Here is a 9,450-nt window from a genome sequence, read left to right as displayed (position 1 = left end):
GCGCTGGCCGGAGCCCTGGGCGGCGGGCAGCCGGCGGCCGCCCGGCCCGGCGTAACCCTGCTCGGCGGCCGCGTGCAGCGTCCACAGCGGGTCGTACAAGTGGGCCCGGCCGACCGCCACCAGGTCGGCCCGCCCGGCCAGCAGCACCGAGTCGGCGTCGTCGGGCCCGGAGATCGCGCCGACCGCGATGGTCGGCAGGCCGGTGGCGAGCCGGATCAGCTCGGCGAACGGCGTCTGGTAGCCGCGCCCGTACGGCGGCCGCTGGTGCGCGACCACCTCGCCGGTGGACACGTCCAGCGCGTCCGCCCCGCCGTCCGCGAGCGCCCGGCCGATCGCCGCCGCCTCCGCCTCGGTGGTGCCGCCCGGCGCCCAGTCGCTCGCCGAGATCCGCACCAGCAGCGGCCGCCCGGCCGGCCAGACCGCGCGGACCGCCGCCAGCACCTCCAGCGGCAGCCGCAGCCGCTGGGCGAGCGGGCCGCCGTAGCGGTCGGTGCGCCGGTTGGTCAGCGGCGAGAGGAAGCCGGAGAGCAGATGGCCGTGCCCGAACTGGAGCTCCAGCACGTCGAAGCCGACCTGTGCCGCGCGTTCCGCCGCCTCCGCGAAGTCGGCCACCACGGCGGCCAGTTCGACCGCGTTCGCCTCGTGCGGCAGCGGGCTGTCGGCGTCCCAGCGCAGCGGCGAGGCGGCGAGCAGCGGCCAGCCGTCGGCGAGGGCCCGCCCGATCCCGTCCGGCCCGGGCACGCCGGTGGCGGCCCGGCGGCCGGCGTGGGTCAGCTGGATGCCGAGCGGGGTGTCGCTCACCGCCCGTACCGACCGGACGAGTTCGCGCCAGGCCGCCTCCTGGCGGTCGTTCCACAGGCCCGGGCAGCGGTCGGTGGCCCGGCCCTCCGGGCTGACCGCGGTCATCCCGGCCAGCACCAGCCCGGCGCCACCGAGCGCGTGCCCGGTCAGCTGCGCCCGGTCGAAGGGGCCGGGCAGCGCGTCGACGGCGGTGAAGGTGGCCAGCGGTGGCACCACCACCCGGTTGCGCAGCTCCAGCGCGCCCAGCTTCAGCGGCCGGAACATCGGCGGCACACCGGGTGCGCCGCCGGCGGCGGCGTCCACCGCCGCGACGAACCCGGGGTCGCGGGCCCGCAGGCTGCCGTAGGTGACCCGGCGGCTGCGGGTGAGCAGGTCGAAGGCGAACCGGTCGGTGTCCCGGCCGACCCGCCGGTCCACCGTCTCGAACCACTCCAGGCTCGCCTGCGCGGCCCGCTGGGCGGACTCCACCACCGGCCGCCGCTCCGCCTCGTACGCGGTCAACGCCCGCTCCAGGGTGGGCTGTTCGCGCAGACTGGCGGCGAGCGCCAGGGCGTCCTCCAGGGCCAGCTTGGTGCCCGAGCCGATCGAGAAGTGCGCGGAGTGCGCCGCGTCGCCGAGCAGCACCACGTTGCCGTGCCGCCAACTCGCGTTGCGCACGGTGGTGAAGCGGATCCAGCGGGAAGCGCTGGGGATCAGCCGGTGGCCGTCCAGGTGCCCGGCGAGCAGGTCGGCGCAGCGCCGCACGCTCGCCAGGTCGCTCTCGCCGCGCGCGAACTCCCGCGCGGCGAGGGCCTCGAAGCCGGCCCGCCGCCAGGCCTCCTCGCCGAGCTCCACGATGAAGGTCGAGCGCTCCGCGCTGTACGGGTAGGCGTGTACCTGGAGCGTGCCGAAGTCGAACCGCTCGACGATGAAGGTGAAGGCGTCGAAGACCTTGTCGGTGGCGAGCCAGATGTAGCGGCAGTGCCGCTCGTCCAGCTCGGTCCGGAAGGACTCCGGGTACGCCGCCCGGGTGGTCGAGTGGATGCCGTCCGCCGCGACCACCAGGTCGTACCCGGCGGCGAGCCGGTCGACCGGCGGGGCGGGCGTGCCGTAGCGGACGTCCACCGCCAGCTCCTCGCACCGCCGTTGCAGGATCGCCCGGAGCCGGTTGCGGTCCAGCGCCGCGAAGCCGTGGCCGCCGCAGGTGCGGACCCGGCCGGCGTGGCGCACGTCGATGTCGCTCCAGCGGGCGAACTCGGCGCCGATCGCGGCGAAGACCCGCGGGTCGGCCTGGGCGATGCCGTCCAGGGTCTCGTCGGAGAAGACCACGCCGAAGCCGAACTCGTGCTCGCGGCCGTCCCGTTCGAAGACGGTGAGCTCGCGTTCCGGCGCCAGCTGCTTGGCCAGCGCGGCGAAGTACAGCCCGCCCGGCCCGCCGCCGATCACCGCGATGCGCTGGGCCGTCGCGCTCGGGGCCACGGCGGTCACCGGATCACCTCCGGCTCCTGGCGCCCGGCCTCGGCGAGCGCCTGGCGCACCTGGTCCGGCCAGGGTTCGGAGCCCTTGGCGTGCGGCGCGGCGTGCACCACCGACATCCGGCCGCTCGCGGCCAGGCCGTGCGGCCCGTGCACCTCGAAGGCGTAGTGCAGCGAGGACCCGCCGACCCGCTCGACCCGCAGCTCGGTGCGGACCGTGTCGCCGAACCAGAGCCGTTCGCGGTAGTCGGCCTCGAAGTGCACCCGGGGGATCCGGCCGAACAGCCCGGCCAGGCCGAGCCGGCGCAGCAGCGTCGCCTCGGCGGCCTCGGCCCAGCGCTGGACGGCGGAGAAGTGGTAGTGCCCGGCCGCGTCGGTGTCGGACCACTCGACCCGGCGCTCGGTGCTCACACTGGCCGGGCCCGGCGCCTCGGGTGCCTGGGATGCCTCCCCGGCCGCGGTCCCGGCGGCCGCCCGGCGGCGCAGCTCGGCCCGGGCCAGCTTCCCGGTCGCGGTGCGCGGCAGCGCGTCGACGAACTCCACCTCGCGCGGGTACTTGTACGGCGCGATGGTCCGCTTGACGTGCTCTTGGAGCGCCCGGGCCGTCGCCGGCCCGGCGGCCGCGCCCGCCCGCAGCACCACGTACGCCTTGACCACGGTGCCGCGCCGCCGGTCCGGCGCGCCGACCACCGCGCAGTCGGCGACGTCTGGGTGTCCGGCGAGCACCTGCTCCACCTCGGGGCCGGCGATGTTGTACCCGGCCGAGACGATCATGTCGTCGCTGCGCGCCTGGTACCAGAAGTAGCCGTCCGCGTCCCGGACGTAGGTGTCGCCGGTGAGGTTCCAGCCGTCGCGGACGTACTCGCGCTGGCGCTCGTCGCTCAGGTAGCGGCAGCCGGTCGGCCCCTTGACGGCGAGCAGCCCCGGGTGGCCGTCGGGCACCGGCCGCCCCCGCTCGTCGAGCACCGCCGCCCGGTAGCCGGGGACCGGTCGGCCGGTCGAGCCGGGGCGGATGTCGCCGTCGGCGGCGGCGATGAACACGTGCAGCAGCTCGGTGGCGCCGATGCCGTCGATCAGCCGCTGCCCGGTGGCCGCGTGGAAGGCCTCCCAGACGGCGGCGGGCAGGTGCTCCCCGGCGGAGACGCAGCGCCGGACGCCGGTGAGCCGCTCGGCCAGCCCGGCGTCGAGGATCGCCCGGTACGCGGTCGGCGCGGTGAACAGCACGCTGACCCGGTGCCGGCGGACCTGCGCGGCCAGCTCCTCGGGCGTGGCCCGCTCCAGCAGCAGGGTGGCGGCGCCGGCGCGCAGCGGGAAGACCAGCAGGCCGCCGAGCCCGAAGGTGAAGGCGAGCGGCGGGGTGCCGCCGAACAGGTCGTCGGGCGTCGGCCGGAGCAGGTGCCGGGAGAAGGTGTCGGCGTTGGCGAGCACGTCGCGGTGGAAGTGCAGGGTGGCCTTGGGGCGGCCGGTGGTGCCGGAGGTGAAGGCGATCAGCGCGACGTCGTCGGCGGCGGTCGGCACCGCGGTGAAGCCGCCGGCCTTGGCCGCGCAGCGGGCGGTGAGGTCGTCGGGGCCGGGGCCGCCGTAGGGGAGCACGGTCAGACCGGGCGTCTCGGCGCGGTCCAGCTCGTCCAGGTACCGGTGATCGCAGAGGGCGAGCACGGGCCCGGCGACCCGGTGCGCGGTGGTCAGCTCGGCGGCCCGCAGCAGCGGCATGGTGGTGACGGCCACGCCGCCCGCCTTCAGCACGCCGAGCCAACAGGCCGCCAGCCAGGGATGGTTGGGGCCGCGCAGGAGGACCCGGTTGCCGGTGGCCAGGCCGAGGTCCTCGGTGAGCAGCCGGGCGATCCGGTCGGCCCGGTCGCGCAGCTCGCCGTAGGTCCAGCGTTCGGTGGGGGTGAGCAGGCAGCGGCGGTCGGGCCCGAACCGCTCGATCGTGGCGTCGAGCAGTTCGGCCGCGCAGTTCAGCCGGTCCGGGTAGGCCAACGCCGGGAGGTCGAAGAGGAGTTCCGGCCACTGGTCGAAGGGCGGCAGGTGGTCTCGGCAGAACGTGTCGACGTGCGCGGAGGGAGAGAGCTCCATGGGCGGGCACCTCGTCGGGCGAGCGGGAGTGAGCCAAGTATCGCGCTCTGCTGACGCCAGTCAAGAGAGCGATACATGCATTCGGCGAAGCGGATTCACTCCATCGAGCGATCCGGTCGACCGGTGCCGGTGCTGCGGCCATCCGGGTCGGCGCCCGGCCGCCGGGCCGTTCGGACGGGCCCGGGAGGCCCCCGGGGCGGCCTGGCAAGCGTGCTCGAAAACTCCTCGTTCGGTACGGGCTCTCCGGGAACCGCCCGGGTTGAGCGAGCGATTCGAACAACGGCAGGATCACGCGCCATGGAAGACACCTGGGAAACCCTCAACTGCCTTGCGGAACACCTTGATTCACAGACCTCGATGGTCGGTGAGCAGCGCTGGCTGGTGCAGATCGTGAAGCTCCAGGAGGAGGTGGGCGAGGTCGCGGAGGCGGCGATCGGGGCGCTCGGCGAGAACCCGCGCAAGGGCCGTTCCCATGATTGGGACGACGTGCGGAAGGAGGCCTGCGACGTCGCGGTGACCGCGCTCCTGCTGCTGGTGCGGATGGGCGGCGATCCGCGCTGGTTCTTCGAGGAGCACGTGCAGGCGGTCGCCGCCCGCGCCGGCCTGCGCCCGGTCACGCCGGGGTAGCGCGCGGCCGACCACAGCGCCCCCGGAACGCGGAACCCCGAACGTCGAACCCCGAACCCCGAACGTCGAACCCCGGATGAAGGAGCAGACCATGCCACAGGAAGCGGTCGAGGACGACGAGGTCCTTCTGGCGGAGGAGGGCGACAAGTACTCCCGGCGCCTGGCGGAGATGACCTTCCGGCAGATGGCCGGCCGGCTGCCCCGGCTCACCGCCCGCTCGGTGGCGCTGGCCTGGCGGGTGGACCGGCCGGCCGTGCTCGGCCTGCTGGCCTGCCAGCTGGTCTCCGGGGTCGCCGAGGCGACCGGGCTGCTCGCGATGGCCGGGACGATCGGGGCGCTGTTCTCCTCCGGCGAGGTCGTCGAGCGGCTGCTGGCCGCCTGGCCGTCGGTCCTGGTCCTGGTGGCCGCGACCGGCCTGCACGCGGTGCTCGGCATCGTCACCGCCTGGCTCTCCGCCCGGCTGGTCCCGGCCGCCCAGCAGGAGGCCGAGGTGATGTACCTGGAGGCGGCCCTGGACGTCGAGCTGTCGGCCTACGACAGCCCGGGCTTCCGGGACCGCAAGGACGCCGCCGAACGCGGGGCGGAACGGGCGGGCGAACTGTTCGCCACCGGCCAGAACCTCATCGCCTCCGCGGCCTCGACGGCGGCCGGCGCGGTGGTGCTCACCTCGTTCCACCCCGTGCTGCTGCCGCTGCTGGTGCTCGCCGGCCTCCCGCAGGCCTGGGCGCAGATCCACGCCGCCCGCACCGCCCGGCTGGCGTTCACCAGCACGATGAGCCTGAACCGGATGAAGTACCTGCTGCGCTGGCACCTGGCCGCCCGGGAGACCGCCGACCAGATCCGCACCGGGACGATGGTCCCGTTCCTGATGCACCGCTACCGCCGGGTCACCTCCGGCCTGTACGAGTCGCAGCGGCGCTCCGCCGGGCTCGGCGCGCGGGCCGCGCTGATCGGCGCGGCGCTCGGCGGCCTGGCGTCCGGCGTGGTCTGGGCGGTGCTGGTGTGGCTGCTGGCCACCGGCCGGCTCTCGGCAGCCTCCGGCGGCGCGGCGGCCTTCGCCCTGCGGTCGGTCGCCTCCGGCACCAAGGGCGTGGCGAACGCGGGGGCCCGGATGTTCCGCGACGGCATGTACCTCCAGGACTGGACCGACTTCCTGGCCGAGGCCGGGGGCTACCGGATGGACCGCGGCCCGGCCGCCCCGGACGGGCTCGGCGAGGTCCGGGTCGACCGGCTGACGTACCGCTACGACGGCGCCGACCGCGACGCGCTGCGGGACGTCAGCCTCTCCGTCCGGCGCGGCGAGGTGATCGCGCTGGTCGGCGAGAACGGCTCCGGGAAGACCACCCTGTCCCGGCTGCTGGCCGGCCTCTACCTGCCCACCGACGGCGCCGTCACCTGGGACGGCGTCGACACCCGCGAGCTGGACCCGGTCGCGGCGTGGCGGCACACCGCCGTCGTCCCGCAGGACTTCGCCCGCTGGCCGTTCAGCGCCCGCCAGAACATCACCCAGGGCCAGCCCGCGCCCGGCGGCGACGCCGCGATCCGGGCGGCCTGCGTGGCCTCCGGCGCGGACGAGGTGGTCGACGGGCTGGGCAGCGGCCTCGACACCCTGCTGACCCGCGACTGGGCCGGCGGCGAGGCGCTCTCCGGCGGCCAGTGGCAGCGCCTCGCGCTCGCCCGCGCCTTCTACCGTCCGGCCCCGCTGCTGATCCTGGACGAGCCCACCTCCGCGCTCGACCCGCGCGCCGAGCACCGGATCTTCGCCAACCTCCGGGACCTCGCGCAGGACCGCGCGGTGGTCCTGGTCACCCACCGGCTGGCGAACGTCTCGGTGGCCGACCGGATCGTCGTCCTCGAACACGGCCGGGTCATCCAGCACGGCACCTTCGCCGAGTTGGTGGAGCGGCCGGGGCGGCTGCGCGAGCTGTGGGAGCTGCAGAACGACCGGGCGGCGGTTCCGGGGCCGCGGACGGACCGGTAGGGCCGGAGCGGTCGGCGCGGCACGTGCCGACGGCCGTGCCGCCGTCCCCGGGCCGCGCACGTCTGAGCGGGGCCTACGCCCGCCGGGACTCGCCGCCCCGCTGGAGCCAGCGGAGGGCGGCCTCGGCGGCGTTGGCGCCGCACATGCCGTGGACGCCGGGGCCCGGCGGGGTGGCGGCGGAGCACAGGTAGTGGCCCGGCAGGCCGGTGGCGTACGGGTGCGCGGTGGGGCGGGGGCCGAGGAGCAGCTGGGCGGCGTCCTTGGCGCCGGTCATGATGTCGCCGCCGACGAAGTTCGGGTTGTCGGCGGCGAAGCCGGCCGTGCTGCGGACGGCCCGGCCGACCACCCGCTCCCGGAAGCCCGGGGCGAACCGTTCGATCTGCGCGGTGATCGCCTCGGTCGCGTCGCCCGGGTAGCCGTGCGGCACGTGCGCGTAGGCCCACACCGGGTGGACGTCGCCGACCGAGCGCCCCGGGTCGGCCAGGTACTGCTGGCCGACCAGCACGAACGGCCGCTCCGGCATCCGCCCGGCGGCGATCTCCCGTTCGGTGGCGGCGAGTTCGGCGAACGGCCCGCCGAGGTGGACGGTCCCGGCCCGGCGGGCGGCCTCGGCCGTCCACGGCACGCCGCCCGCCACCGCGAAGTCGACCTTGAAGGCGCCCGGGCCGTGCCGGAAGCGGCGGTAGGCGCGCAGGGTGCGCGGCGGCAGCCGGTCGCCCAGGATCCCGGCCACCGCGCCGGGCGTCAGGTCGTACAGCACCAGGTCGGCGGGCGGGAGCCCGCTCGCCGAACGGACCGGGACCCCGGTCTCGACGGTGCCGCCCAGCTCGGCGAGCCGCGCGGCCAGCGCCCGGCTGATCGAGCCCGAACCCCCGACCGCCACCGCCCACCCGTGCCGGTGCCCGGCGGTCAGCAGCCCGAGGCCGATCGCCGCGCTGAATGGCCGGTCGAACGGCCGGAACGCGTGCGCCGCCGCCCCGCCGAACAGCGCCCGCGCCCGTTCCCCCGGGAAGGCCCGGGCGAGCGCCGCGGCGGGGAGCACGGCGGGCACCCCGAAGCGCGCGAGCCGCAGCGGGTGGCGGGGCGGGCGCAGCAGCGGGCCCATGAGGTCGCCGGCCAGCTCGTCGTACCCGGCCACCGGTCCCGCGAACAGCCGCCGCCAGCGGGCCCCGTCCACGCCGCCCAGCCCGGCGGCGGTCGCGGCGACCGAGCGGTGCAGCACCCCCGCGGTCCCGTCGTCCAGCGGGTGCGCGCAGTCGATCTCGGGAAGCCGGAACTCCAGTCCGTGGCGGCCGAGATCGAGCCCGCGCAGGAACGGCGAGCCGACCGTCATCGGGTGGATGGCGGAGCAGTGGTCGTGCAGCAGCCCGGGCAGGATCGCCTCGCCGCTCCGCGCCCCGCCGCCGACCTCGTCGGCGGCCTCCAGCACGGTGACCCGCAGTCCGGCCCGCGCCAGCCGGACGGCGGCGGCGAGCCCGTTGGGCCCGCCGCCCACCACCACCGCGGTACTCATGCGGCACTCACGGGGCACTCATGGGGACGTCCTCATGCGGACCAGCATCCCGCACCCGCCCGCCCGGTGCCCGCTCCGTGCCACGCCTCCTTCGCCCGGTTCGAGCGAAAATGTTCGAAAGGCGGATTGTGAGGGGCGCACTACACTCTCGCCATGCTCAAAGCTGATCGGACCGCCCGGATCCTGGCCCACATCGCCGACGCGGGGAGCGCGGACGTCCACGCGCTCGCCGAACTGCTCGGCGTCTCCGGCGCGACCGTCCGCCGGGACCTCCAGGAACTGCACGAGCAGGGCCTGCTGCAGCGCACCCGCGGCGGGGCGGTCACCGGGGCCGTCAACCTCGAACTGCCGCTGCGCCACCGCGGCGAACGGCAGTCGGCGGAGAAGCGCCGGATCGCCGCCGTGGCCGAACGGCTGGTGCCGGACGGCGCGGTGGTCGGCCTCACCGGCGGCACCACCACCACCGAACTGGCCCGCGTCCTGGCCGACCGGCCGGGCCTGACCATCGTGACCAACGCGGTGAACATCGCGGCCGAGCTGATCGTCCGGGCGGATGTCCGGCTGGTGGTGATCGGCGGGATCGCCCGGTCGGCCAGCTACGAGCTGGTCGGCCCGGCGGCCGACCGGATGCTCGCGCAGTACCACCTGGACCTCGCCTTCATCGGCGTGGACGGCCTGACGGTGCGGGAGGGCTGCACCACGCACGACGAGATGGAGTCCCAGACCGACCGGGCGTTCATGCGCAGCAGCGGGCGTTCGGTGGTGCTGGCCGACAGCACGAAGATCGGCCGGGTCACCTTCGCGACCATCTGCCCGCTGGCGGACGTCGACGACCTGGTCACCGATGACGCCCTGGACCGGGCACAGGAGGAGGCCCTGACGGCGGCCGGCGTCCGGGTGCACCGCGCCTGACCGCGATCCCGTCCGAGGCCCATTGCTCAAAGATGCTCGACATGGTAGTAACTAGCTCGATTACGAGCGGACTTGACGCCATA

The 9,450-nt window shown here is 75.7% G+C and carries 6 protein-coding genes and 1 pseudogene; 3 read left to right on the top strand and 4 right to left on the bottom strand.

The genetic code is table 11. The features are described 5' to 3' along the window. The 3 genes and pseudogenes from AB0N76_RS32030 to AB0N76_RS32020 form a co-directional block, all read right to left on the bottom strand. Nucleotides 1–2,268 (bottom strand): FAD-dependent monooxygenase (locus AB0N76_RS32030; protein ID WP_363563161.1); only part of this gene is annotated, 2,268 nt, incomplete at its 3' end. Continuing rightward, the gene (locus AB0N76_RS32025; protein ID WP_363563167.1) at nucleotides 2,265–2,741 is read right to left on the bottom strand and encodes a thioesterase family protein; all 477 of its coding nucleotides are present in this window, start codon (nucleotides 2,739–2,741) and stop codon (nucleotides 2,265–2,267) included. The genes AB0N76_RS32030 and AB0N76_RS32025, both read right to left, overlap by 4 nt. Continuing rightward, nucleotides 2,736–4,334: pseudogene (locus tag AB0N76_RS32020) on the bottom strand (AMP-binding protein); the annotation flags it as partial. The gene AB0N76_RS32025 and the pseudogene AB0N76_RS32020, both read right to left, overlap by 6 nt. A 297-nt stretch (nucleotides 4,335–4,631) precedes the next feature. On the opposite strand from AB0N76_RS32020, the gene AB0N76_RS32015 reads away from it, so the two are divergent. Further along, nucleotides 4,632–4,961 carry a MazG-like family protein gene (locus tag AB0N76_RS32015; protein ID WP_363563159.1) on the top strand — a complete coding sequence of 110 codons (330 nt, stop codon included), beginning with the start codon at nucleotides 4,632–4,634 and terminating at the stop codon, nucleotides 4,959–4,961. A gap of 91 nt (nucleotides 4,962–5,052) precedes the next feature. After that, complete coding sequence (locus AB0N76_RS32010) at nucleotides 5,053–6,942, top strand: ABC transporter ATP-binding protein (protein WP_363563157.1); 1,890 nt, start codon at nucleotides 5,053–5,055, stop codon at nucleotides 6,940–6,942. 73 nt (nucleotides 6,943–7,015) lie between these two features. Here AB0N76_RS32010 and AB0N76_RS32005 read toward each other — a convergent pair whose 3' ends face one another. Further along, nucleotides 7,016–8,455: an NAD(P)/FAD-dependent oxidoreductase gene (locus AB0N76_RS32005; RefSeq protein ID WP_363563155.1), complete on the bottom strand. Its 1,440-nt coding sequence runs from the start codon at nucleotides 8,453–8,455 to the stop codon at nucleotides 7,016–7,018. Between the two features lie 153 nt (nucleotides 8,456–8,608). Here AB0N76_RS32005 and AB0N76_RS32000 point away from each other — a divergent pair, with 153 nt between their 5' ends. Continuing rightward, on the top strand, nucleotides 8,609–9,367 hold the full coding sequence (locus tag AB0N76_RS32000; RefSeq protein ID WP_363563153.1) for a DeoR/GlpR family DNA-binding transcription regulator: 759 nt from the start codon (nucleotides 8,609–8,611) through the stop codon (nucleotides 9,365–9,367). Nucleotides 9,368–9,450: the final 83 nt, after the last annotated feature.

The organism is Kitasatospora sp. NPDC093806 (assembly GCF_040683335.1).
GTDB lineage: Bacteria > Actinomycetota > Actinomycetes > Streptomycetales > Streptomycetaceae > Kitasatospora.
The sequence above is the reverse complement of the archived record's forward strand: the minus strand, read 5'-3'. Positions and strand labels throughout refer to the sequence as shown.